We start from the raw sequence: 21,688 nt of genomic DNA, 5'->3' as shown, positions 1-21,688 counted from the left end.
ACACGGTGTAGTTATTGTTGGTGACGGTCAGGATATGGCCGACCAACTGCGTCATGAACATCCCGCCGATGGCTGCGCACATGCCGCCAAAACCAAACACCGTGCTCATCATGTGCTTGGGCGTGTAGTCCATCACCAGGCTCCAGATGTTTGCAGTCCAGGCCTGATGAGCACCGATGGCCAGGGAGATGGCGGCCACTGCGACCCACAGATTGCTGGCGCCGGCCGCCATGACCACGCCGACGATGCAGCAGGCGAACAGGAACATGGACATCAACCGCGCCTTGATCGGGTTGATACCGCGACCGATCAGGAACGAGGAGAGGATCCCGCCGCCGACGCTGCCGAAGTCAGCGGTCAGGTAAATGATGATCAGCGGAATGCCCATCTGGGTCACGTTGATTCCCAGGTTGTATTGCTGATTGAGGAACGGCGGCAGCCAGTACAGGTAGAACCAGAACACCGGCGCGGTCATCGAGTAGGCGAGGGCGAACGCCCAGGTGCCACGCATGCGCAGGATTTTCGAGAACGGCACGCGGGCTTGTTCCGGCTCGACTTCTTTCTGGATGTAGTCCAGTTCCGACTGTTTGACGCTCGGGTGATCTTCCGGGTTGAAGTACTTCAAGCCCCAGAACAGCAACCAGATCCCGCCCAGTGCCGACATGCACAGGAACGCGGCTTGCCAGCCCCAGACATGCAGGATCAGCGGCAGCAACATCGGGGTGAACATCGCACCGACGTTGGTCCCGGCGTTGAAGATGCCGGTGGCCACGGCGCGTTCACCGGCCGGGAACCACAGGCGGGTGGTTTTCACGCAGGCGGGGTAGTTGGCGGCTTCGGTCAAACCAAGGATGAAACGGCAGACCATGAAGCCGACGGCTGAAGTGGCCAGGCCGTGGGCACCGGTGGCGATGCTCCAGAGCAGCACCGCGCAGAAGAACACGCGCTTGACACCGACCCGGTCGATCAAGCGGCCCTGCAGCACGAAACCGATGGCGTAACCGACCTGGAACCAGAAGTTGATGTTGGCGTAGTCCATCGCCGTCCAGCTCATTTCCTTGGCGAGGATGGGCTGCATGACGCCCAGGGCGGCGCGGTCGATGTAGTTCAGGGTTGTCGCGAAGAACACCAGCGCCAGCATGCCCCAACGGGTTTTGCCGACCGCCATGGCGCCGCGGATTTTGTCGCCGATGCCGCCGGCAGTGACGCTCATGGCCGGAGCCATGCGTGAGCTTTGGGAAGGAATCATGTAGGCCACCGATTGTTTTTATGTGGTGTTCTGGGTCTTTTTTAACCGAGTCCGATGTTTCATGACCGGGCTCAATGTGGAGTTGATGTTGCGCAGTGGACAAAAAATCGTCAATTCGCCAAAGGCCATTGTGTTCGATAATCGCACGCAAAACTAACCAGATAGTACACTTTGAATTGCTGTTCGATTCTGCCAGGCCAATAATTCCCCTCAAGTTAAACGCGGACCCTGTAGCAGCTGGCGAAGCCTGCGTTCGGCTGCGAAGCAGTCGCATGCGGTTTATCTGTAAGACCGCATCGCCCGATTTCACGACTGCTGCGCAGCCGAACGCAGGCTTCGCCAGCTGCTACATAAAGCGAAGCGTGCGATATCGATAACAAGAGTGTCTCCACCACCGGGAGTCGAAATATGCAGCGTTCCATTGCCACCGTTTCCTTGAGCGGTACCCTGCCGGAAAAGCTCGAAGCCATTGCCGCCGCCGGTTTTGACGGAGTGGAGATTTTCGAGAATGACCTTCTTTACTACGACGGTAGCCCACGGGAAATCAAACAGATGTGCGCCGATCTCGGGATCGCGATCACACTGTTTCAACCCTTCCGGGATTTCGAAGGCTGCCGCCGTGACCGCCTGTCACGCAACCTCGAGCGGGCCGAGCGCAAATTCGACTTGATGCAGGAGCTGGGCACTGACCTGGTGCTGGTGTGCAGTAACGCCTCGGCTGATTCGGTCGGTGATGAACAGATCCTGGTCGACGATTTGCGCCTGCTGGCCGAACGTGCTGGCGCGCGTGGTCTGCGAATCGGTTACGAAGCCCTGGCCTGGGGCCGGCATGTGAACACTTATCAACAGGTGTGGAACATCGTTCGCCAGGCGGATCACCCTAGCCTCGGCGTCTTGCTGGACAGCTTTCACACGCTGTCGCTCAAGGGCGATCCGAGCGCCATCGCCGAAATTCCGGGCGACAAGATTTTCTTCGTGCAAATGGCCGATGCACCCATCCTGGCCATGGACGTGTTGGAGTGGAGCCGGCATTTCCGCTGCTTCCCTGGCCAGGGTGAATTCGACCTGCCGGGCTTTCTTGCGCCGATCATCCAGAGCGGTTACACCGGGCCGCTGTCACTGGAAATCTTCAACGATGGTTTCCGTGCCGCGCCGCCTCGGGCCAATGCCGCCGACGGTTTGCGTTCGCTGCTGTACCTGGAGGAGAAAACCCGTCAGCGTCTGGAGCAGCAAACCAAGCCCTCGGCCAACCTCGACATTTTGTTCGAGACGCCAAAGGCCAGCGAATACAACGGCATCGAGTTTCTCGAGTTTGCAGTGGACGAAAGCCTCGGTGCCAAGCTCTCGCATTGGCTGGAACGGTTGGGTTTCGTCAAGGCCGGGCAGCATCGCTCCAAGAGCGTTAGCCTGCTGCGTCAGGGCGATATCAACCTGGTCCTCAACTCCGAACCGTATTCGTTTGCCCATAGTTTTTTCGAAGCCCATGGCCCGTCGTTGTGCGCGACGGCCGTGCGGGTCAAGGACAGCGCCAGTGCGCTGGCCCGGGCGGTGGCCTACAAAGGTCAGCCGTATCGCGGGCTGGTGGGCCCCAACGAATTGGAACTGGCGGCGGTTCGAGCCCCGGATGGCAGCCTGATCTATCTGGTGGATCAAGACGCCGATGTCTATGGCACCGATTTCCATCTGTTCCCCGACGCCGTGGCCAGCGGCGGCCTCAAGCGTATCGACCATATGGCCATGGCATTGCCGGCCGACAGCCTCGACAGTTGGGTGCTGTTTTATAAGAGCCTGCTGGACTTTGAAGCTGACGATGAAGTGGTGTTGCCCGACCCGTACGGCCTGGTAAAAAGCCGTGCGCTGCGCAGCCGCGACAGTTCGATCCGTTTGCCGCTGAACATTTCCGAGAATCGCAACACCGCCATCTCACACGCGCTGTCGAGTTATCGCGGCTCCGGTGTGCATCACATCGCGTTCGATTGCGACGATATCTTTGCGCAAGTCAGCCGGGCCAAGGAGGCGGGGGTGCCGTTGCTGGACATCCCGCTCAATTACTACGATGACCTCGCCGCACGGTTTGATTTCGATGACGAGTTCCTCAGCGAACTGGCGTATTACAACGTTTTGTACGACCGCGATGCTCAGGGCGGCGAACTGTTTCATGTGTACACCGAGCCGTTTGAAGGGCGGTTCTTCTTTGAAATCATTCAACGCAAGAACGGCTACGCGGGGTACGGCGCAGCGAACGTGGCGGTGCGACTGGCGGCGATGGCCAAATCTCGCAGCGGTGCGATCCGTCAGGCCAAGTTGTAGGAAAATCGTAAGCGCCGATACAAACCGCTGCCACGCGGCTTCCTTCACTGTGCGCAGCGGCCCATAATCGCCAGCCTGTGCAGTGATGGCCGTGAGCCCGTAATGACAATGACTTCAGAACGCTCCGCAGTGCCCGACGATGTGATCGTCGAGCCGCGCAAGGGCCGCAAAAACAACCCGGAAAAAACCCGCGAAAACATCCTTCAAGAGGCGATTGTCGAGTTCGTCCAGCAGGGGCTTTCCGGTGCTCGCGTCGATGCAATCGCCGAGCGCATTCACACCTCCAAGCGCATGATCTACTACTACTTCGGCAGCAAGGAGCAGCTGTACGTTGAGGTGCTGGAAAAACTCTACGGAGACATTCGCAGCACCGAAAACCGCTTGCACCTGACCGAACTGGCGCCGGTCGAGGCGATCCGGCGCCTGGTGGAGTTCACCTTCGATCACCATGATCGCAATGTCGATTTCGTGCGCATTGTGAGCATCGAGAACATTCACAATGCCGAGTATGTGAAGCGCTCCGATGCGATCAAGGCGATGAACAACACGATCCTCGATTCACTGGGCGAAATTTTGCGTCGTGGCGCCGAAGAAGGTCTATTCCGCGCAGGGCTCGTGCCGCTGGATGTGCATTTGCTGATCAGTTCGTTCTGCTTCTATCGCGTGTCGAACCGCCATACCTTTGGTGAGATTTTTCAGATCGACCTGCCGGACGACGCCATCAAGCAGCGTCATCGCGAGATGATTTGTGAGTCGGTGTTGCGCTATCTGCAGGCCTGACCTTGTGTGAGGGGGTTATCCCCCTTCAACCCTTCATGCTCTGAAAGTGCGCCAGCATTCGCTGCGCATCCGGCACTACGTTGCTGAACAATTCAAATGCCTTCACGGCCTGAAACACTGCCATGTTGCCGCCATCCAGGGTCCGGCAACCGAGGGCTCGGGCGTTGCGCAGCAGTTCGGTTTCCAGCGGAAAGTACACGATCTCGGCCACCCACAATTCGGCGCGAAGCAACTCCGCCGGCACGGGCATGCCCGGGAGTTTTTTCATGCCCATGGGTGTGGTGTTCACCAAGCCGTCAGCCAGGCCCAAAGTGCTCGGCAAATCATGCCCGGCCACCGCGCGACCGGCCCCGAAATGTTGATTGAGGTTGTCCGCCAAGGCCTGCGCGCGGCTGATCTCCACATCGAAAATGCTCAACAGCTGTACACCTTCGCTCAATAGTGCGTGGGCCACCGCCGCGCCTGCACCGCCGGCACCCATTTGTACGACACGCTCACGGGCAACGTCCTTCAGGCCACGGCGAAAACCCTCGGCGAAACCCAGGCAATCAGTGTTGTGGCCGATGCGTTTGCCATCTTTCAAGACCACGGTATTCACCGCGCCAATACCGCGGGCCTCTGGCGACAGTTCGTCGAGCAGCGGGATGATCGTCTGTTTGCACGGGAAGGTGATGTTGAGCCCGGTGAAATTCATCCGTTCGGCCGCCAACAGCAAATCGGGCAGGGCGCTGCTGTCGAGCTTCAACTGATCCAGATCGATCAAACGGTAGAGATAACGCATGCCCTGCGCGTCGCCTTCATGCTCGTGCAGTGCCGGTGTGCGGGAGGCTTGAATCCCGGCGCCGATCAGCCCGGCCAGTACGCTGTTGTGCTGAGTCATCGCTTTCATCCCTTCAATTTCAGACTGAAATGTTCCAGTGCCAGGCGATAGCCGTGGCTGCCGAAACCGGCCATGACCGCGGTGGCGATGGCCGAGACGAACGAGTGATGCCGGAACGACTCGCGGGCGTGGACGTTCGACAGGTGAACTTCGATCACCGGCAGTTCGCTGGCAACGAGAGCGTCGCGGATCGCCACCGAGGTGTGAGTCCAGGCGGCCGGGTTGATCACAATCCCGGCGCAACGCCCACGAGCGGCGTGAATCCAGTCGAGCAATTCGCCTTCGTGGTTGGTCTGGCGAAATTCCACGACCAAGCCGAACTCTTCGGCGGCGCGGCCGCACAGCGCCGAGATATCCGCCAGGGTTTCGTGGCCATAAGTTGCCGGTTCACGGGTGCCGAGCAGGTTCAGGTTCGGGCCGTTGAGCACCAGAACGATAGGGGGCATGGGAAGTCTCCACTTATTATTTTTGGAATCGGCTGGTGTCATCAGCCTGTGGAGATAAATTGTACTAGCTGGTTAATTTGGTCAATTAAAGAGGCGGGTTGGTCGTGTTTTGTGTGCGGTGATCGGACAGTGGCGACGATCAGCGCGGCAGATGTTCGACCAGAAAGTCGATAAACGCCCTCAACCGAAGCGGCATGTGCCGGCTTTGCGGATACAGCAACGTGAACGGCCGCGAACGCCTGCCGAAAGGCTTGAGCACCTCCACCAGAGAGCCATCGGCCAATTCGTTTTCGACGATAAACCGGTACGTCTGAAACAGTCCCGCCCCATGTCTGGCCAGGGTAACGCCACCCAGCACATCGTCCGAGCAACTGAAACTGCCCTCGGCCAAAATCTCTCGCGGCACGCCATTGTCATTGAACAGCCAGGCAATTCGCCGGCCGCTGCTGGGCAATTCGTATTGAATGCATTCGTGTTGCGCCAACTCATCCAGCGTTTGTGGAACGCCAGCGCGCTTGAGGTACTCGGGACTGGCAATCATCACCAGTTCGGCGTCTTCCAGGTGACGGGCGATCAAGCCGGAATCGGGGATGGCCCGCACGCGAATCGCCATGTCATAGCCTTCGCCGACGAAGTCGATGTTGCGATTGCTGATGTGCGACTCGACCTTTACATCGGGAAAGCGCGCCCGAAATTCCGGCAGCAACGGCAGAATTCTGTGGTGCGCATAGGTCGTTGGAATGCTGATACGCAACGTGCCGGACGGTTGCTGCTGTTGGCCCATGACCTCGCGCTGAGCCTCGATCAATTGCGCCAGCGCCTGACGACATTCTTCGTAATAACGGCGGCCGCTGTCAGTCAACTTCACGCTGCGGGTGGTGCGCGCGAATAAGCGCACGCCCAGGCGTTCTTCCATGCGCGACACCGAACGGCTGACGGCGGCCGGCGTCACACCTGCCACCAGCGCGGCGGCGGTAAAGCTCCCGGCTTCCGCTGCGAGGCAAAACAGTTCGATGCTGCCCAACTGAAGATCATCGAAGACTCGCTGCATGATTGATTACACCGGGGATCAAATGAGGACTGAATGCCGACACTGTAGATGAAATCACCGCCGCAGTGCTTTACTGGCGTTTTATCCAGATTTGATTACCGGACAGGAGCAGCATCATGCCTTTCGTCAGCGTGCGTATTACCCGTGAAGGCGTTACCCGTGAGCAGAAAGCCCAGGTCATCGCTGAAATTACCGAAACCCTGCAGCGTGTCCTCGGCAAGCCTCCGGAAGTGACCCATATCGTGATCGAAGAGGTGGATACCGATAACTGGGGGCATGCGGGGCTGACCGTTACCGAGCATAGAAAGCAGTCGTAATGATGGGGTGCAACTCAAGACAGCCGTCCTCGTGACGGCTTTTTTGTGGGTGTGGTGAAAGGATTGCTTACTATTTGGGGCGGCAATCGACAAGTCGAAAAGCTCTCGGAAGCTAGTCTCAATCCTGAATTGTTCATCAAGCAATCAGCGCCAGTTATCGGGTTCTTCAAGGAGTGGAGAATCTTTGCAATCTATAACCTAACGGATGGGTTAGCATGAACGTATGCCGCTACAAAGGCTTGTCATTGGTCATCATGCTGCGCGACGAACATTGTCCGCCTCATGTCCATGTAGATGCAGGAACATGGGGCGCACGCTTCAAATTCAGTTTCTGGCACAACGGCGTCGAACTCTGGGATGTCGTTCCTCTTTCACAGCGGCCACCTTCAGCGGTACTGGAAGGATTACGACAGGCGCTTCGGCAGCCTGCGCATTTACGGAGAGCTCGTGGCATCTGGTGGAGCAAACTGCATACAGCGTGCCTGGACAATCAGTTGTGGGATTGGGAGGGCAATGAAGTGGTCGTGATGAAACGAATCGCCAGCACGACATACTTGATTGGCTCGGCCTGTTACGAGCCTGAGGTGAACAAGACTCTGTTGGCCCTGGTGGGGGCTGCGGAGGGAGTGGAAATTGAATTATGAAAACGATAAAGGCGAAAAACCAGGCGGATAGCCCCGTCACTGAAGCTGCACTGGAGCAGGCGCTTCAGCGAGGCGAGTTGAGTCGTCGTAGCGGATTGAATGCGACTGCAGTGGCTTGGTCAGGACATTGCCTGGTCATCAGCTTTGAGGACGGCAGCGGCGTGCTCCTTCCGGTGAAGAGTTACCCGGAATTTGATGGCTTTGACGCTGGAGAATTCGCTGATTTGAAGGTTGGCTTTTCGGGAACCGCTTTGTGCCATGAAGGCAGGGATTTACAGGTCTCCATTGCCGGGTTGATTTCGGCGAGCAAGTCGCTGATGGACATGGCCTCTTCAGTCGTCGCCTCACGCAATGGTCGTCAGAGTAGCGCTGCCAAAAGCGAGGCTGCACGGGCCAATGGCAAAAAGGGCGGTCGTCCGCGCAAGGTCGACGCGGCTCTTTGATCCGCCCACAAAAAAGCCGTCGTGATGACGGCTTGTTTGTATCGGCTGCAATCAACGACGGGTCAACAACACCCCGGATTCCATGTGATGGGTCCACGGGAACTGATCGAACATTGCGCACTGAGTGATGCGGTGCGTGTCGTGCAACTGGGCGATGTTCGCCGCCAGGGTTTCCGGGTTGCAGGAAATGTAGAGGATATTGTCGAAGCGTCGAGTCAACTCGCAGGTGTCCGGGTCCATGCCGGCGCGGGGCGGGTCGACGAATACGCTGCCGAACTCATAGCTCTTGAGGTCGATGCCATGCAAGCGACGGAAAGGGCGGACTTCGTTCAGCGCTTCAGTCAGCTCTTCGGCAGACAAACGCACCAGCGTGACGTTATCCACCGCGTTTTCGCTGAGGTTGCTCAACGCCGCGTTGACCGAGGTCTTGCTGATTTCGGTGGCCAGTACTTTGCGTACACGGGTCGCGAGCGGCAGGGTGAAGTTGCCGTTGCCGCAATAGAGCTCCAGCAAATCGTCCGCGCGGTCGCCCAGTGCGTCGTAAGCCCAGTTGAGCATCTTCTGATTGACGGTGCCGTTGGGCTGGGTGAACGCACCTTCCGGTTGGCGGTAGCTGAAGGTACGACCGCCGACTTCCAGTTTCTCGACCACATAATCGTGACCGATCACTTCGCGCTTGCCCTTGGAGCGGCCGATGATGCTGACGTTCAGGTCGGCGGCCAGTTTCGTTGCCGCCGTATGCCAGTGTTCGTCCAGCGGACGGTGATAGCACAGGGTGATCATCGCATCGCCGGCCAGGGTGGTCAGGAACTCCACCTGGAACAGCTTATGGCTCAGGGGCGCACTGGCTATCCAGGCCGCCTTCAGCTGGGGCATCAATTCATTGATGCGCAGGCTGGCAATCGGGAATTCTTCGATCAGGATCGGCGTGCGCTTGTCTTCCTGGGAAAACATCGCGTAGTGCCGCTCGCCGGCTTCACGCCACAGGCGGAATTCGGCGCGCAGGCGGAAGTTTTGCAGCGGCGAGTCGAAGACGGCCGGTTCAGGTGCATCGAACGGGGCCAGCAGGTCACGCAGGCGCGTGACCTTTTCTTCGAGCTGAACGGCGTAGGCCTGGGAATCAAAAGTCATGCGTTGAACCAACCCAGCTTGATCACGAACAGAATCGACAGGATCACCAGCGCCGGGTTCAGTTCACGGCCGCGACCGGACATCAACTTGATGGCGGTCCACGAGATGAAACCGAAGGCGATGCCGTTGGCGATGGAATAAGTGAACGGCATGGCCAGCGCAGTGATCACCACCGGTGCGGCAACGGTAATGTCGTCCCAGTCTATTTCGGCCAGGCCGGAGGTCATCAATACGGCGACGAACAGCAGTGCCGGTGCCGTGGCAAACGCCGGAACGCTGGCCGCCAGTGGCGAGAAGAACAGCGCCAGCAGAAACAGAATCGCGACCACGACGGCCGTCAGGCCGGTGCGGCCACCGGCACTCACGCCGGCTGCGGATTCGATGTAGCTGGTCGTGGTCGAGGTGCCCAGCAGCGAACCGGCCATGGCCGCGGTGCTGTCGGCGATCAGGGCGCGACCCATTTTCGGCATGTGGCCGTCCTTGCCCATCAGGCCGGCACGCTTGGCAACGCCGATCAGGGTGCCGGAGTTGTCGAACAGGTCGACGAACAGGAAGGCAAAAATCACGCTGACCAGACCGATGTCCAGTGCGCCTTTGATGTCCAGTTGCATGAAGGTCGGGGCCAGCGACGGTGGCATCGACATTACGCCGCCGAACGGGGTGAAGCCCATTACGATCGAAACGATGGTGACCACCAGAATGCCGATCAGTACTGCGCCGCGCACGGCCAAGGCTTCAAGGGCAACGATCAGGGCAAAACCCAGGGTCGCAAGGATCGGGGCGGGTTGTTTCAGGTCACCGAGGCCGACCATGGTCGCCGGGTTGCTGACCACGATACCTGCGTTATGCAGGGCGATCAGTGCCAGGAACAGGCCGATACCAGCGGCAATCGCCGAGCGCAGCGGCAGCGGGATGCTATTGATGATCCATTCACGGATGCGGAAGATCGACAGCAGGAAGAAGCACACCGCCGAAATAAACACCGCACCCAGCGCCACTTGCCAGGTGTGGCCCATGTGCAGGACCACGGTGTAGGTGAAGAAGGCGTTCAAGCCCATGCCCGGCGCGAGCGCAATCGGGTAGTTGGCGATCAGGCCCATGATCGTGGAGCCAATGGCGGCGGCCAGACAGGTAGCGACGAACACCGCGCCCTTGTCCATGCCGGTCTCGCCGAGGATGCTCGGGTTGACGAATAGAATGTAGGCCATGGCCAAGAAAGTCGTGACGCCCGCCAGAATCTCGGTCCGCACGTTGGTGTTGTGTGCCTTGAGTTGAAACAGCCTTTCCAGCATGTCTGCTCCCCGTGGCGCGCCGGGCGCCGTGAATGTATCGACCTCAACAGCAAAGCACAGACCGCTGAACGCGCCTGGGAAATTACTGTGGGCCGGAAAAAGCCGCGCATCATACCAGCAGCGTGGGGTTATGGCTGCTTATGGCTGTGAACGTCGTCGATGTTTTGCCGTCAAGCGAAGTGAGCCATACTGCGCGCCGGTTTTGGGGGTCACTATGTATTGCATGAAAACGCGTGTAATCGCTGTCATTGGTGTCATGGCTGCCTTGCTCTTGGGAGCACAAAGCGCCTTGGCCGCAATGGCGCCACCGTTGAGCCAGTTGAAGGTGCTCAAGGTCGAATCACCCGGTTGTGGCTTTGAAGACATCGCCGAGGGGCAGGATCAGACGCGCTGCGACCACAGCGGGCCGAACATCAAAGTCTACGTGCTGGAAATCGGCTACGGACGAGAGGCCCATGTCGCATTGGACGGGTTTGAAGTGAACGGCACTCGCACGCCGGTCTGCGCTTTTGATACCGGTAATCTGACCGAGTGCACCGTGGGGCGAAAAACCGTCGGCTATCTGTACATTCTGGATCTGGCCGGCAAGCAGGACGGCGTCTTCACCTTTAGCAATACCTCGATCAACGCGCCGGGCAATACGATGTCGACACAGCTCTACATCAAATAACGGCCGCAAGTAACGGCTGCGCCCGAAAGCTGACTACGCTTTAAAGATCACCCTGTGGACTGTCCCCATGACCTTTAGAGCTTTGATTACCCTCGCCGAGGGCATCGATGACCTGCAAACAGTGACCCTCGTCGATGTGCTGCGCCGCGCCAAGGTTGAAGTGGTAGTGGCGAGCATCGAGGGGCGGCGCATGCTCACCTGCGCCCGTGGCACCCGGCTGACGGCCGATGCCATGCTCGTGGACTTGCTGGCCCAGCCGTTCGACCTCATCGCCTTGCCCGGCGGCGCCGTGGGCGCGCAACACTTGGCGGCGCACCAACCCCTGCAACAATTGATCAAGGATCATGCCGCCGCCGGACGCCTGTTCGCGGGCATCGCCGAAGCCCCGGCGGTCGCGTTGCAACAATTTGGCGTATTGCGCCAGCGACGCATGACCTGCCTGCCGTCGGCCAGCCATCAATTGTCAGGTTGCAACTTCGTCGATCAACCAGTGGTGGTCGACGGCAACTGCATAACCGCCCAGGGTTCCGGGGCCGCGCTGGCATTTGCCTTGACGCTGGTGGAACAACTCTGCGGCAAAGCCACGCGAACGGCGGTGGCGGGGGAGTTGTTGGTTTAGAGGTTCAGACCTTCACTTCTTCCACCGGCACATGCATGCGGTCACGGTTGGCCAAGGTCGGGAACAGTTTCACCCAGGTCCCGGTCACCACCAATGTGCCGATCCCGCCCATGACCACTGCCGGCACGGTGCCGAACCAGTGGGCGGTCAGGCCGGATTCGAATTCGCCCAGCTGGTTCGAAGCGCCGATGAACAAACCGTTGACGGCGCTGACCCGGCCGCGCATTTCGTCCGGTGTTTCCAATTGCACGAACGAGGCGCGGATCACCATGCTGATCATGTCTGCCGCGCCCAGCACCACCAGCACCGCGAGTGAGAACCAGAACGAAGTCGAGAGACCGAACGCGATGGTGGCCACGCCGAACACCCCGACAGCCGTGAACATCACGCGTCCGACGTTGCGTTCAACCGCAAATCGCGCCAGGAACAGCGACATCAACAGCGCTCCGACTGCCGGCGCGGAACGCAGCAGGCCTAGCCCCCACGGGCCGGTCAGCAGGATGTCTTTGGCGAACACCGGCAGCAATGCTGTGGCGCCACCGAGCAAGACCGCAAACAGATCCAGAGAAATCGCCCCGAGAATGTCCGGGCGACTGCGAATGAAGCGGATGCCCGCCAGCAGCGAATCCAGGGTTGCCTTGCCCTTGTTCAACGGTGTTTGCCGGGCCGGCAGGTTGAGCATCAGCACGCACGCAATGATGTAGAGGATCACCGTCGGGCCATACACCCAGACGCTGCCGAAGGCATAGAGCAACCCCCCGAGCGCCGGGGCGACGATGGTGGCGGACTGCTGCGCCGATTGTGCGGCGGCCACTGCGCGCGGAAACAGCGCACTGGGCACGATGCTCGGCAACAGGGCTTGAGTGGTGGGCATTTCGAAAGATCGCGCGGCACCCAGCAGAAACGCGAGGATGAAGATCATTTCCCGGGTGACATGATCGGTCGCGCTGCCAATGGCCAGGGACAAGGCGATCAGCGCTTGCAAGGACTGACAGATCGCAGCGACTTTGCGCCGGTCATAGCGGTCGGCGACATGCCCGGTGTGCAGCATGAACAGCACGCGCGGTGCGAACTCCACCAAGCCGACCAAGCCCAGGTCGAGCACGTTGCCGGTCAGTTGGTAGAGGTTCCAGCCAATGGCCACGGTGAGCATCTGAAAACCACTGGCGGTAAACACCCGGGCCAGCCAGAACGCAAGGAAAGGGCGATGATGACGTAACAGCAAGGGCGCTTGGCTGGGCATCTGGAGGCAAATCTGGAGAGTGGAGCGGCGAGATTATCACCAAGCTGTAACAGGAAGTTGCCATGAGCGAAATAATCGTTAGCCAGACATCGATTTCATTCACCTTTGGCTATCTATGACCATGGAATGTATTTCAGCCTGTGACCAATACCATGAGGCAACTTGTCACGCGGCAAAAGACCACGCGGTTCATCAACAGAATTGGGACTACTCTTTCAACGTTGATTGATCCAGATCAAAACTCCCCAGGGAATTGATCCGGCGGCCAGCCAGAATGCCTGCGTTGCGATGCTTGTAAAAAAAAGAACGAATTTGAATTCGCCGCACTCCATACCCGTGGGAACCGTGGATGCAGGCTTCCAGCCAGCAGCCGTATTACCTGACAGAGGATGACTTATGTTCGGTTTAGAGGCACTTGATCTCGCCCGAATTCAGTTCGCGTTTACCATCTCGTTTCACATTCTGTTCCCGGCCATCACCATTGGCCTGGCGAGTTACCTGGCGGTGCTCGAAGGTCTGTGGCTGAAAACCCATAACGACACCTACCGTGACCTGTATCACTTCTGGTCGAAGATATTTGCCGTCAACTTCGGCATGGGCGTGGTCTCCGGGTTGGTCATGGCGTATCAGTTCGGCACCAACTGGAGTCGCTTCTCCGACTTCGCCGGTTCGGTGACCGGGCCATTGCTGACGTACGAAGTCCTGACGGCTTTCTTCCTCGAAGCGGGTTTCCTTGGGGTCATGTTGTTTGGCTGGAACAAGGTCGGACGCAAACTGCACTTCTTCGCCACGGTCATGGTGGCCATCGGCACGCTGATCTCGACGTTCTGGATTTTGGCATCCAACAGCTGGATGCAAACGCCTCAGGGTTTCGAAATCGTTAATGGCCAGGTGATTCCAACCGACTGGCTGGCGGTGATTTTCAACCCCTCGTTCCCCTATCGCCTGATGCACATGGCGACCGCAGCGTTTGTGGCCACGGCGTTTTTCGTCGGCTCCTCGGCGGCCTGGCATTTGCTGCGCGGCAAGGACAACCCGGCGATCCGCACCATGCTCTCGATGGCCATGTGGATGGCCTTGATCGTGGCGCCGATTCAAGCCGTCATCGGTGATTTCCACGGCCTCAATACGCTCAAGCATCAACCGGCGAAAATCGCTGCGATTGAAGGCCACTGGGAAAACAAGGGTGATGAGCCGACCCCACTGATCCTGTTCGGCTGGCCGGACATGAAAGAAGAAAGAACCAGATTTGCCGTCGAGATTCCGTACCTGGGCAGCCTGATTCTTACTCACTCGCTGGACAAGCAGGTGCCGGCGCTCAAGGAGTTCCCGCCTGAAGACCGGCCGAATTCGACGATTGTGTTCTGGTCGTTCCGGATCATGGTCGGCTTGGGCATGCTGATGATCTTCACCGGGTTGTGGAGCCTGTGGCTGCGCAAACGCGACAAGCTTTACACCTCTCGACCGTTCCTTTACCTGGCGTTGTGGATGGGCCCGTCCGGTCTGATCGCCATCCTCGCGGGTTGGTTTACCACGGAAATCGGCCGCCAGCCTTGGGTGGTTTACGGTCTGATGCGCACGGCGGATGCCTCCTCCAACCATAGCTTCGTGCAGATGAGCATCACGTTGATTCTGTTCGTCGTGGTCTATTTCGCGCTGTTCGGTGCCGGCCTGGGCTACATGATGCGACTGGTGCGCAAAGGGCCGAAGATCGACGAAGGCAAGGAAACCAACGACGGTGGTCCTGGCCAGAAACGCACGCCGGCACGTCCCCTGTCTGCCGCTGACGACAGCGTTGAAAGCGACCACAGCCACAGCCTGACCAAGGAGATTTGAGTCATGGGTATTGATCTTCCGCTGATCTGGGCCGTGATCATCATCTTCGGCATCATGATGTACGTGGTGATGGACGGCTTCGACCTGGGCATCGGGATTCTCTTCCCGTTCATCCCGGGCAAGACCGACCGCGACGTCATGATGAACACCGTTGCACCGGTGTGGGACGGAAACGAAACCTGGCTGGTACTGGGCGGCGCGGCATTGTTTGGCGCCTTCCCGCTGGCGTATTCGGTGGTGCTTTCGGCGTTGTACCTGCCGCTGATCCTGATGCTGATCGGGTTGATTTTCCGTGGTGTGGCCTTTGAATTTCGCTTCAAGGCCAGGGACGACAAACGCCATCTCTGGGACAAGGCATTTATCGGTGGGTCCGTCACCGCGACCTTCTTCCAGGGCGTGGCGTTGGGGGCTTTCATTGATGGGTTGCCGGTGGTCAATCGCCAGTTTGCCGGTGGTTCGCTGGACTGGCTGACACCGTTCACCCTGTTTTGCGGTGTGGCGCTCGTGGTGGCTTATGCGCTACTCGGCTGCACCTGGCTGATCATGAAGACCGAAGGCAAGCTGCAAGAGCAAATGCACGACCTGGCACGGCCGCTGGCTTTCGTGGTGTTGGCGGTGATCGGTATCGTCAGCATCTGGACACCCTTGGCCCACGCCGAAATCGCCGCTCGCTGGTTCACGTTGCCCAACCTGTTCTGGTTTATGCCTGTGCCGATTCTGGTGCTGGTGACCATGTACGGTTTGATCCGCGCCGTCGCCCGCAATGCGCACTACACGCCATTCCTGCTGACGCTGGTGCTGATCTTCCTCGGCTACAGTGGTTTGGGCATCAGCCTGTGGCCGAACATCGTGCCTCCGTCGATCTCGATCTGGGACGCCGCCGCACCCCCGCAAAGCCAAGGCTTCATGCTGGTGGGCACGTTATTCATCATCCCGTTCATCCTGGGCTACACCTTCTGGAGCTACTACGTGTTCCGCGGCAAGGTGACCCACGAAGACGGTTATCACTAGCACTGTGGGCGAGCTTGCTCCGGGCGGCGTTCCGACGATGGCGCCCTCACCGGCGCCATCGACCTGACTGAGGATCGATGCAATGAACGGCAAACATTCCCTGCACGACATTGAAGAAGCCGAAAAAAAGCCGCTGTGGCAGCGGCTTGGATGGCTGGCCCTGATCTGGGTCGGTAGCGTCGCAGCCCTGTTTATTGTGGCGAGCCTGATGCGCATGTTCATGAATGCTGCGGGGCTGACCACACACTGAAGATCCCATCCCGTTGCCTTGGAGGCACGGACTTGCAACCCTCCCGCGTGGAGGGTTTTTTTGCCCGCGCTTATTTGCGGGCTTTGAGAATCACGAATTTTGGGGTGGCGGCCACTTGCTCGACGCCACGGAACAGTCGGGCGAGCTTGCTGTGGTAACCCAGGTGGCGGTTGCCGACGATGTACAGCGCGCCACCGACCACCAGCGCTTCACGGGCTTGCTGGAACATGCGCCAGGCGAGGAAGTCGCCGATGACTTGTTGCTGGTGGAAGGGCGGATTGCACAGCACTACGTCCAGGGATTGCGGTTCTTGCCCCGCCAGGCCATCGCCTGCCCGCACTACGACCGCTCTGTCACCCAGCGCCGCGTGCCAGTTTTCGGCGGCCGATTGCACCGCCATGAACGACTCGTCCACCAACGTGTACTGCGCCTCAGGGTTTTGCAGCGCACTGGCAATGGCCAACACGCCATTACCACACCCGAGGTCGGCCACTCGCGAGGTGCCAAGGTTTTTCGGCAAGTGCGGCAGAAAGGCCCGCGTGCCGATGTCCAGGCCTTCGCGGCAGAACACATTGGCATGGTTGAGCAGCTCAATGGCCGGGTCATCGAGTTGGTAGCGCGAAGGGTAGGGGGACACGGCAGGCGCTTTTGCTTCAGGTGTGGCGATCAATAGCCGGGCCTTTTTCACCGCCAGGGAGGCTTGCACCGGGCCGATGTAGCGTTCCAGCAGATCACCGGCAGCACGTGGCAGATGCTTGATCATCGCCGCCGCAATCACCTGCGCGCCCGGCGCCAGTTGGCTTTGCAGGCGAATCAATTGTTCCTCCAGCAACGCCAGGGTTTTCGGTACGCGGATCAATACCCGGTCAAACGGGCCACTGAGCACTTCGCTGGCAGGCACATGGGGCACCGCGTCAAACGCCTGGCCGTTACGGATCAGGTTTTTCTCCAGTCCCTGAAAGGCCAGGAATGAGTCGCCGCTGCTGATGACCCGGACCTTGCCCGCGAGGCTGGCAGCCAGCGCGCCAAAACTGTCGTTGAGCACCAATACCCGAGTCTCGGCCGTGGGGTGTTGTTCGGCCAGATGGTTGAGCAGGTATTCGTCAGCCGCATCGAAAGCTTGCAGCGGTTCGTTCTGCTGCTCTGGCTGACGGATCAGATCGAGTTGGGCGAAGGGCGTTTCGAGCAGGGGCATGAGGCGGGGCTCTGGGTAGTCAACGGGTGTGGTGTCCCGCTGCCGAAGGCGTTGTAGCGGGCGGGACCGTCCGAGTGCACATCGACGAGATGTTAAACACGTCATCACTCAGGGGGGACCGCAAATGGTACTTTTTTTTCGGTTGGATTACTCGCGGGTTTTCCATGAACCGGGTGGATTCAGATGGCGCCCGTCCTCACCGCCTTTATCACCGCTGCAATCTTGTTGTTCACGCCAAACTTCTGGATCGCGCTGCGCACATGGAAATTGATGGTGCGTTCGCTGATGCTGAGAATTCTGGAGCATTCATAGGCGGTCTTGCCGTCGGCCGACAATTTCAGGATTTCGACTTCACGCGTCGACAAATGAGGTGTGCAGGCTGTCGGCAGGCGATGCCGCAGTTTTTGAGCCGCGAGATCATGCATATGGTGGTTGATGAAAATGACGTAACCCAGATGTCCATACAGTTCCTCGGCAGTGATCGGGGTGCTGCTTCTGGCCAGGCTAAACATACTGCGCAGACCGCTACCGTCGTGTAACGATTGTGACCAGCCATACTGCAAGCCTTGTTTTTTTTGCGCCTGTCTCAACTGAGGAGCCTTTGAAAAGACCTCATCCTCCCAAAGAATTGGCAGCTCTGATTGATTGCAATGAGCTAGTATTGGATCTATGTCACCAAAATGTTCATGTTCATACTTCGTGTTCCAATCGGGCGGATAATTGTTAAAACTTACCGTGTCGCAATTAAGTCCATCCGCGGAGGATGTAATTGAAAAAGCACAGAAATTGAAGCCAAGACACTGGATCAGATCGAGTGAGATTTCATAGGCGGATTTAATTTCCTTGGCGTCGTATATCTGTCGTAACTGCGACTCCTTCCACATTTTCATTGCGGTAACTCCATGCGAACATCTTGGGGGTGCATGTTTGGATCCGAGATCCAGCACGTGCCGAGTGTAGGAGTAATCCTACATAAGTGCTGCAATTTTTTGCTCTTGAAAACTATCGGAAGTGCATATCTGGTTCTTAGCTTTGGGAGGCGCAGATAAAACTATCTAGCATGGTGGATGTAATTCTATTTATTGTTTTTTGTACAAGTTTTTGTATGTCATATACGATGTATAAGCAGTTGTACAACTCAGTGCGACTAACAGCGGATCTCATTTCTAAAGACACTACAAATTATCAGTGTTTACATCATCTGCTTTGCGCGACACTGGCGGTATCAGTTCAATGGAGCGACCCATGACCGCCAGTGCCGAAAAGTTCACTCGCCAAACCTTGCTCGACGTCCGGCCGTTGACCCCGAATCTCTTTACCCTGCGGGTTACCCGGGATCCGGGCTTTCGTTTCAGGGCGGGGCAGTTTGCCCGGCTAGGCGTTACCAAGGCGGATGGCGGTACGGTCTGGCGTGCCTATTCGATGGTGTCCTCACCGTATGACGAGTTTCTCGAGTTCTTCTCCATTGTGGTGCCAGGCGGGGAGTTCACCAGCGAGCTGAGTCGCCTGGACGTTGGCGATACCTTACTGGTCGACCGCCAGGCCTTTGGTTATTTGACCCCTGACCGCTTTGTCGATGGGCGTGACCTCTGGTTGTTATCCACAGGCACCGGCATTGCTCCGTTTCTGTCGATCCTGCAGGACTTCGAAGTGTGGGAGAAATTCGAGCGCATTCTCCTCGTCTATAGCGTACGCGAAGCCCGGGAACTGGCTTATCAGGCGCTGATCGCCGAGTTGGGGCAACGCGATTATCTGGCCGAATACGCCCACAAGTTGCAGTTCATCGCCACCGTCACTCGCGAGCAACACCCTGGCGCCCTGAATGGACGGATCACTACGCTGATCGAAAATGGCGAGCTGGAACGGGCAGCAGGCGTGGCGCTGACGGCCGAGCATTCGCGGGTCATGTTGTGTGGTAATCCGCAGATGATCGATGACACGCGTAAATTGCTCAAACAGCGTGACATGCACTTGAGCCTCAGTCGACGACCCGGCCAAGTGGCTGTGGAAAACTTCTGGTAAAAAAAACGGCGCCCCAAAGGCGCCGTTTCTTGTTGCAGGCAGCCTGTCAGGGCCGATTGTTCTGGGCTTTGAGAAGGTCGCGGATTTCGCTCAACAACTCTTCTTCCTTGCTCGGAACCGGCGGCAGTGTCGGGGCGGCGGCCTCTTCGCGCTTCAGTTGGTTGATCGCTTTGATCCCCATGAAAATCGCGAGCGCGACAATGACGAAGTCAATCATGCTCTGGATAAATTTGCCGTAGGCCATCACCACGGCCGGGGCGTTGCCTTCGGCGGCCTTAAGCGTAATGGCCAGATCACTGAAGTCGACCCCGCCGATCAACAGGCCAATGGGCGGCATGACCACGTCACCGACAAACGACGTAACGATCTTGCCGAAGGCCGCGCCGACGATGATACCGACCGCCATGTCGATCACATTACCTTTGACCGCGAAGGCCTTGAACTCACTTATCACGCCCATAGGTTATTTCCTTGTTACAGATGAGGTTGGTGAACGCAGTGTAAATCAGCAAAACGACTCGTGCTCGAAACACCTAATTACAATGCTCGATGTAATTGACCTGTTTGCCGGCAATTAAAAGGCAAAGTGCCAGCAATCGCGCGCAAAATACGCGTTAAGTAACTGATTGGCGACATAAAATTCTGAATCGTCACGTTGCGATATTTCTATTTAAGTTTTACCGCTTCGGTCCCTAGCCTCTGGTCCACGCACTGGGAGTGCGTCTTGAAAACAGAGGAACCTGATATGACTTCGACCATCGGCCTGGGGACTTTTTCCCATCGGCGTACCTTTGGCGTTTTAACCGCCACTCTACTGTCCTTCTCCGTCCATGCTGCAACACTGACCCGCGATAACGGTGCTGCCGTGGGGGATAACCAGAACTCACAAACCGCGGGTGCCACTGGCCCGGTGCTGTTGCAGGACGTGCAACTGATCCAGAAGCTGCAGCGCTTTGACCGTGAGCGCATTCCTGAGCGTGTGGTGCATGCTCGTGGCACCGGGGCCCATGGCACGTTCACCGTGACCAATGACCTGAGCGACCTGACCAAGGCGAAAGTGTTTGCTGGTGGCCAGAGCACACCGGTGTTCGTGCGTTTCTCCGCCGTTGTTCATGGCAACCATTCGCCGGAAACCCTGCGCGACCCTCGCGGTTTCGCCACCAAGTTCTACACCGCCGACGGCAACTGGGACCTGGTGGGCAACAATTTTCCGACCTTCTTCATCCGTGACGCGATCAAATTTCCAGACATGGTCCATGCGTTTAAACCAGACCCTCGCACCAACCTCGACGATGATTCGCGGCGTTTCGACTTCTTCTCCCATGTCCCGGAAGCCACTCGCACCCTGACCGAGTTGTATTCCAACTCTGGTACTCCCGCCAGTTATCGGGAAATGGATGGCAACGGTGTGCACGCCTACAAGTTAGTTAACGCCAAAGGCGATGTGCACTACGTGAAGTTTCACTGGAAAAGTTTGCAGGGGATTAATAATCTCGATCCAAAGTCCGTGACAGAAGTTCAAGGTAAAGATTACAGTCATATGACAAATGACTTGGTTGCGCATATTAATAAGGGTGACTTTCCGAAGTGGGACTTGTACGTTCAGGTTGTAAAATCACAAGATCTGTACAAGTTTGATTTCGATCCATTGGATGCGACCAAGATCTGGCCTGGAGTTCCTGAGCGAAAAGTTGGACAAATGGTCTTGAATCGTAATCCTTCGAATGTCTTCCAGGAAACCGAACAAGTTGCCATGGCCCCCGCCAATCTTGTTCCCGGTATCGAGCCTTCGGAAGATCGCTTATTGCAAGGGCGAGTGTTCTCCTACGCCGATACGCAACTCTATCGTCTGGGCGCCAATGCGCTGCAGTTGTCGATCAATGCGCCAAAAGTTGCCGTGAATAACGGTAATCAGGACGGCGCGATGAACATCGGTCAAAGCAGTACAGGCGTGAATTATCAGCCGAGTCGTCTAATGCCCCGCGAAGAACCGCAAGCCGCGCGCTACAGCCAATCGGCGCTGACGGGCAGCACCCAGCAGGCGAAGATCCAGCGCGAGCAAAACTTCAAGCAGGCTGGTGATCTGTATCGCTCCTTCAGCAAAAAAGAGCGAAATGACCTGATCGAGAGTTTTGGCGGTTCGCTCGCGACAACCGATGACGAGAGCAAGCACATCATCCTGTCGTTCCTCTACAAGGCTGACCCGGAATACGGGACGGGCGTGACCAAGGTGGCCAAGGGTGACCTGAGCCGGGTCAAGGCGCTGGCGGCCAACCTGGTCGACTGACCGCGTTTGCCT

At 58.0% G+C, this 21,688-nt stretch carries 22 protein-coding genes; 12 read left to right on the top strand and 10 right to left on the bottom strand.

All coding sequences use genetic code 11. The annotated features are described in order from the left end of the window. Window positions 1-1,249: MFS transporter (locus AC1D2P_RS01265; RefSeq protein WP_477811287.1), on the bottom strand; the 1,249-nt coding region annotated here is incomplete at its 3' end. A 408-nt stretch (window positions 1,250-1,657) separates the two neighbouring features. Here AC1D2P_RS01265 and quiC point away from each other — a divergent pair. Together quiC and AC1D2P_RS01255 are read left to right on the top strand one after the other, a co-directional pair. Further along, complete coding sequence (gene quiC, locus AC1D2P_RS01260; protein ID WP_077431229.1) at window positions 1,658-3,559, top strand: 3-dehydroshikimate dehydratase QuiC; 1,902 nt, start codon at window positions 1,658-1,660, stop codon at window positions 3,557-3,559. A 102-nt stretch (window positions 3,560-3,661) separates the two neighbouring features. Further along, a complete protein-coding gene (locus AC1D2P_RS01255; protein ID WP_046028640.1) occupies window positions 3,662-4,339 on the top strand; it encodes a TetR/AcrR family transcriptional regulator in 678 nt (225 codons plus the stop codon). 25 nt (window positions 4,340-4,364) lie between these two features. Here AC1D2P_RS01255 and AC1D2P_RS01250 read toward each other — a convergent pair whose 3' ends face one another. The 3 genes from AC1D2P_RS01250 to AC1D2P_RS01240 form a co-directional block, all read right to left on the bottom strand. After that, window positions 4,365-5,219 (bottom strand): shikimate dehydrogenase, encoded by an 855-nt coding sequence (locus AC1D2P_RS01250; RefSeq protein ID WP_046028866.1) that lies wholly within the window; start codon window positions 5,217-5,219, stop codon window positions 4,365-4,367. 5 nt (window positions 5,220-5,224) lie between these two features. Further along, window positions 5,225-5,665, bottom strand: coding sequence for a type II 3-dehydroquinate dehydratase (gene aroQ, locus AC1D2P_RS01245; protein WP_046028638.1), 441 nt, complete (start codon window positions 5,663-5,665; stop codon window positions 5,225-5,227). Between the two features lie 139 nt (window positions 5,666-5,804). Continuing rightward, the gene (locus tag AC1D2P_RS01240) at window positions 5,805-6,716 is read right to left on the bottom strand and encodes a LysR family transcriptional regulator (RefSeq protein WP_046028632.1); all 912 of its coding nucleotides are present in this window, start codon (window positions 6,714-6,716) and stop codon (window positions 5,805-5,807) included. A 116-nt stretch (window positions 6,717-6,832) separates the two neighbouring features. Between AC1D2P_RS01240 and AC1D2P_RS01235 the strand changes: the two genes are divergently transcribed. From AC1D2P_RS01235 to AC1D2P_RS01225, 3 genes are all read left to right on the top strand, one after another. Continuing rightward, complete coding sequence (locus AC1D2P_RS01235; protein ID WP_046028630.1) at window positions 6,833-7,033, top strand: tautomerase family protein; 201 nt, start codon at window positions 6,833-6,835, stop codon at window positions 7,031-7,033. Between the two features lie 215 nt (window positions 7,034-7,248). After that, entirely contained in the window at window positions 7,249-7,677 is a 429-nt protein-coding gene (locus AC1D2P_RS01230; protein ID WP_477757943.1) for a DUF4160 domain-containing protein, read from the top strand. Further along, complete coding sequence (locus AC1D2P_RS01225; RefSeq protein ID WP_046028627.1) at window positions 7,674-8,120, top strand: DUF2442 domain-containing protein; 447 nt, start codon at window positions 7,674-7,676, stop codon at window positions 8,118-8,120. Before AC1D2P_RS01230 ends, AC1D2P_RS01225 begins: the two co-directional genes overlap by 4 nt. A gap of 51 nt (window positions 8,121-8,171) precedes the next feature. Here the strand turns inward: AC1D2P_RS01225 and trmA are convergent, their stop codons facing one another. Further along, window positions 8,172-9,251, bottom strand: a complete 1,080-nt coding sequence (gene trmA, locus AC1D2P_RS01220) for a tRNA (uridine(54)-C5)-methyltransferase TrmA (RefSeq protein WP_477757942.1) — start codon at window positions 9,249-9,251, stop codon at window positions 8,172-8,174. After that, window positions 9,248-10,543 carry an NCS2 family permease gene (locus AC1D2P_RS01215; protein ID WP_046028625.1) on the bottom strand — a complete coding sequence of 432 codons (1,296 nt, stop codon included), beginning with the start codon at window positions 10,541-10,543 and terminating at the stop codon, window positions 9,248-9,250. Before AC1D2P_RS01215 ends, trmA begins: the two co-directional genes overlap by 4 nt. A 214-nt stretch (window positions 10,544-10,757) precedes the next feature. On the opposite strand from AC1D2P_RS01215, the gene AC1D2P_RS01210 reads away from it, so the two are divergent. Both AC1D2P_RS01210 and AC1D2P_RS01205 read left to right on the top strand, forming a co-directional pair. Next, window positions 10,758-11,213 (top strand): DUF4879 domain-containing protein, encoded by a 456-nt coding sequence (locus AC1D2P_RS01210; protein ID WP_408981007.1) that lies wholly within the window; start codon window positions 10,758-10,760, stop codon window positions 11,211-11,213. A gap of 67 nt (window positions 11,214-11,280) precedes the next feature. Further along, window positions 11,281-11,832 (top strand): DJ-1 family glyoxalase III, encoded by a 552-nt coding sequence (locus AC1D2P_RS01205; RefSeq protein ID WP_109786318.1) that lies wholly within the window; start codon window positions 11,281-11,283, stop codon window positions 11,830-11,832. Window positions 11,833-11,836: 4 nt separating this feature from the next. Here the strand turns inward: AC1D2P_RS01205 and AC1D2P_RS01200 are convergent, their stop codons facing one another. Beyond that, entirely contained in the window at window positions 11,837-13,075 is a 1,239-nt protein-coding gene (locus tag AC1D2P_RS01200) for an MFS transporter (protein WP_046028617.1), read from the bottom strand. 396 nt (window positions 13,076-13,471) lie between these two features. On the opposite strand from AC1D2P_RS01200, the gene AC1D2P_RS01195 reads away from it, so the two are divergent. The 3 genes from AC1D2P_RS01195 (at window position 13,472) to AC1D2P_RS01185 (ending at window position 16,172) form a co-directional block, all read left to right on the top strand. Then, the gene (locus tag AC1D2P_RS01195; RefSeq protein WP_477757941.1) at window positions 13,472-14,911 is read left to right on the top strand and encodes a cytochrome ubiquinol oxidase subunit I; all 1,440 of its coding nucleotides are present in this window, start codon (window positions 13,472-13,474) and stop codon (window positions 14,909-14,911) included. Window positions 14,912-14,914: 3 nt separating this feature from the next. Continuing rightward, window positions 14,915-15,922 (top strand): cytochrome d ubiquinol oxidase subunit II, encoded by a 1,008-nt coding sequence (gene cydB, locus AC1D2P_RS01190; RefSeq protein ID WP_109786316.1) that lies wholly within the window; start codon window positions 14,915-14,917, stop codon window positions 15,920-15,922. A gap of 82 nt (window positions 15,923-16,004) precedes the next feature. After that, window positions 16,005-16,172: a DUF2474 domain-containing protein gene (locus AC1D2P_RS01185; protein ID WP_077431231.1), complete on the top strand. Its 168-nt coding sequence runs from the start codon at window positions 16,005-16,007 to the stop codon at window positions 16,170-16,172. A 70-nt stretch (window positions 16,173-16,242) separates the two neighbouring features. On the opposite strand, the gene AC1D2P_RS01180 is transcribed toward AC1D2P_RS01185, so the two are convergent. Together AC1D2P_RS01180 and AC1D2P_RS01175 are read right to left on the bottom strand one after the other, a co-directional pair. Then, window positions 16,243-17,367, bottom strand: a complete 1,125-nt coding sequence (locus tag AC1D2P_RS01180) for a methyltransferase (RefSeq protein ID WP_109786315.1) — start codon at window positions 17,365-17,367, stop codon at window positions 16,243-16,245. A gap of 179 nt (window positions 17,368-17,546) precedes the next feature. Beyond that, window positions 17,547-18,257: an autoinducer binding domain-containing protein gene (locus tag AC1D2P_RS01175; RefSeq protein WP_477757940.1), complete on the bottom strand. Its 711-nt coding sequence runs from the start codon at window positions 18,255-18,257 to the stop codon at window positions 17,547-17,549. 355 nt (window positions 18,258-18,612) lie between these two features. Between AC1D2P_RS01175 and AC1D2P_RS01170 the strand changes: the two genes are divergently transcribed. Further along, entirely contained in the window at window positions 18,613-19,389 is a 777-nt protein-coding gene (locus AC1D2P_RS01170; protein ID WP_477757939.1) for a ferredoxin--NADP reductase, read from the top strand. Window positions 19,390-19,435: 46 nt separating this feature from the next. On the opposite strand, the gene mscL is transcribed toward AC1D2P_RS01170, so the two are convergent. Further along, window positions 19,436-19,849 carry a large-conductance mechanosensitive channel protein MscL gene (mscL, locus tag AC1D2P_RS01165; protein WP_077431233.1) on the bottom strand — a complete coding sequence of 138 codons (414 nt, stop codon included), beginning with the start codon at window positions 19,847-19,849 and terminating at the stop codon, window positions 19,436-19,438. Between the two features lie 285 nt (window positions 19,850-20,134). On the opposite strand from mscL, the gene katB reads away from it, so the two are divergent. Continuing rightward, entirely contained in the window at window positions 20,135-21,676 is a 1,542-nt protein-coding gene (gene katB / locus AC1D2P_RS01160) for a catalase KatB (RefSeq protein ID WP_477757938.1), read from the top strand. The last annotated feature ends 12 nt before the right edge of the window (window positions 21,677-21,688 follow it).

This window comes from Pseudomonas sp. P1_F1_2 (genome assembly GCF_056405815.1).
This window is presented reverse-complemented; position numbering and strand designations above follow the sequence as displayed.

What these genes read in the sequence shown, in the direction of transcription:
- mscL (WP_077431233.1), bottom strand. Translation starts at nt 19,849, where the DNA reads ATGGGCGTGATAAGTGAGTTCAAGGCCTTCGCGGTCAAAGGTAATGTG.
- AC1D2P_RS01225 (WP_046028627.1), top strand. Translation starts at nt 7,674, where the DNA reads ATGAAAACGATAAAGGCGAAAAACCAGGCGGATAGCCCCGTCACTGAA.
- AC1D2P_RS01180 (WP_109786315.1), bottom strand. Translation starts at nt 17,367, where the DNA reads ATGCCCCTGCTCGAAACGCCCTTCGCCCAACTCGATCTGATCCGTCAG.
- AC1D2P_RS01185 (WP_077431231.1), top strand. Translation starts at nt 16,005, where the DNA reads ATGAACGGCAAACATTCCCTGCACGACATTGAAGAAGCCGAAAAAAAG.
- cydB (WP_109786316.1), top strand. Translation starts at nt 14,915, where the DNA reads ATGGGTATTGATCTTCCGCTGATCTGGGCCGTGATCATCATCTTCGGC.
- AC1D2P_RS01230 (WP_477757943.1), top strand. Translation starts at nt 7,249, where the DNA reads ATGAACGTATGCCGCTACAAAGGCTTGTCATTGGTCATCATGCTGCGC.
- AC1D2P_RS01215 (WP_046028625.1), bottom strand. Translation starts at nt 10,543, where the DNA reads ATGCTGGAAAGGCTGTTTCAACTCAAGGCACACAACACCAACGTGCGG.
- AC1D2P_RS01175 (WP_477757940.1), bottom strand. Translation starts at nt 18,257, where the DNA reads ATGAAAATGTGGAAGGAGTCGCAGTTACGACAGATATACGACGCCAAG.
- AC1D2P_RS01250 (WP_046028866.1), bottom strand. Translation starts at nt 5,219, where the DNA reads ATGACTCAGCACAACAGCGTACTGGCCGGGCTGATCGGCGCCGGGATT.
- AC1D2P_RS01195 (WP_477757941.1), top strand. Translation starts at nt 13,472, where the DNA reads ATGTTCGGTTTAGAGGCACTTGATCTCGCCCGAATTCAGTTCGCGTTT.
- quiC (WP_077431229.1), top strand. Translation starts at nt 1,658, where the DNA reads ATGCAGCGTTCCATTGCCACCGTTTCCTTGAGCGGTACCCTGCCGGAA.
- AC1D2P_RS01240 (WP_046028632.1), bottom strand. Translation starts at nt 6,716, where the DNA reads ATGCAGCGAGTCTTCGATGATCTTCAGTTGGGCAGCATCGAACTGTTT.
- AC1D2P_RS01255 (WP_046028640.1), top strand. Translation starts at nt 3,662, where the DNA reads ATGACAATGACTTCAGAACGCTCCGCAGTGCCCGACGATGTGATCGTC.
- katB (WP_477757938.1), top strand. Translation starts at nt 20,135, where the DNA reads ATGACTTCGACCATCGGCCTGGGGACTTTTTCCCATCGGCGTACCTTT.
- aroQ (WP_046028638.1), bottom strand. Translation starts at nt 5,665, where the DNA reads ATGCCCCCTATCGTTCTGGTGCTCAACGGCCCGAACCTGAACCTGCTC.
- AC1D2P_RS01235 (WP_046028630.1), top strand. Translation starts at nt 6,833, where the DNA reads ATGCCTTTCGTCAGCGTGCGTATTACCCGTGAAGGCGTTACCCGTGAG.
- trmA (WP_477757942.1), bottom strand. Translation starts at nt 9,251, where the DNA reads ATGACTTTTGATTCCCAGGCCTACGCCGTTCAGCTCGAAGAAAAGGTC.
- AC1D2P_RS01210 (WP_408981007.1), top strand. Translation starts at nt 10,758, where the DNA reads ATGTATTGCATGAAAACGCGTGTAATCGCTGTCATTGGTGTCATGGCT.
- AC1D2P_RS01200 (WP_046028617.1), bottom strand. Translation starts at nt 13,075, where the DNA reads ATGCCCAGCCAAGCGCCCTTGCTGTTACGTCATCATCGCCCTTTCCTT.
- AC1D2P_RS01170 (WP_477757939.1), top strand. Translation starts at nt 18,613, where the DNA reads ATGACCGCCAGTGCCGAAAAGTTCACTCGCCAAACCTTGCTCGACGTC.
- AC1D2P_RS01205 (WP_109786318.1), top strand. Translation starts at nt 11,281, where the DNA reads ATGACCTTTAGAGCTTTGATTACCCTCGCCGAGGGCATCGATGACCTG.